At 54.3% G+C, this 914-nt stretch carries 1 tRNA gene and 1 rRNA gene; both read right to left on the reverse strand.

Annotation, left to right across the window (positions count from 1 at the left end):
- Positions 1–420: ribosomal RNA gene (locus tag AQY21_RS09985) — 23S ribosomal RNA — on the reverse strand; the annotation flags it as partial.
- Positions 421–738: 318 nt separating this feature from the next.
- Positions 739–814 (reverse strand) — tRNA-Ala (locus AQY21_RS09990).
- Between the last annotated feature and the right edge of the window lie 100 nt (positions 815–914).

Raw genomic sequence — 914 nt, forward strand, 5'->3', positions numbered from 1 at the left:
AGACAGGATTTCACGTGTCCCGCCCTACTTAATGCGTCCGATCAAACTTCCCATACGGGGCTGTCACCCGCTATGGCTGGCCTTTCCAGGCCATTCTGGTCATTCTCACGGCTCGGCTGGTCCCCGTTCGCTCGCCACTACTGGGGGAGTATCTGTTGATTTCCTTTCCTCCGGGTACTTAGATGTTTCAGTTCCCCGGGTTCGCTCTTAAAACCCTATGTATTCAGGTGATAAGTACCTGGTTAACCCAATTGTTGATACCCAAGGGTAACAACAATCGAGTTTCAGGTGGGTTTCCCCATTCGGAGATCCATGGATCAAAGCTTATTCTCAGCTCCCCATGGCTTATCGCAGAGTATCACGTCCTTCATCGCCTCTTGCTGCCAAGGCATCCACCAAACGCCCTTATCGCGCTTGATTTGATCCGGAAGAAGAAAGACCCTTAAGGCCCCTCGATCCCGCGTCCTTTTGCATTGCGCGGGGGTCGCTTCCGGTCAAAAGCATGTACGTTTCCCGCCCTTTCCACAGCGGAAAGGACTTTGCTCCGTCCGAGGACGGAACATTGGTTAGTGTACTTGACTTGGACAACGCTGCCGTTGGTCTTCACGACCACCGCATCCCCACTCGGATGCGGCCGACAACGCCGATTATCTCTCTGAACGATGTAAAATGCCCCGAAGGGCAAGACGTCCGACAGGACGAGAAAGCAGCGATCCGCTTTCTGATCATGTCGGGAAATGGTGGAGCCTAACGGATTCGAACCGATGACATCCTGCTTGCAAAGCAGGCGCTCTACCAACTGAGCTAAGGCCCCGGATAAGGTGCCAGGATAAGGTGATGGTGGGTCGAGGAGGACTTGAACCTCCGACCTCACGCTTATCAGGCGTGCGCTCTAACCACCTGAGCTACCGACC

It is taken from the genome of Paracoccus sp. MKU1 (genome assembly GCF_001447385.1).
Lineage (GTDB): Bacteria > Pseudomonadota > Alphaproteobacteria > Rhodobacterales > Rhodobacteraceae > Paracoccus.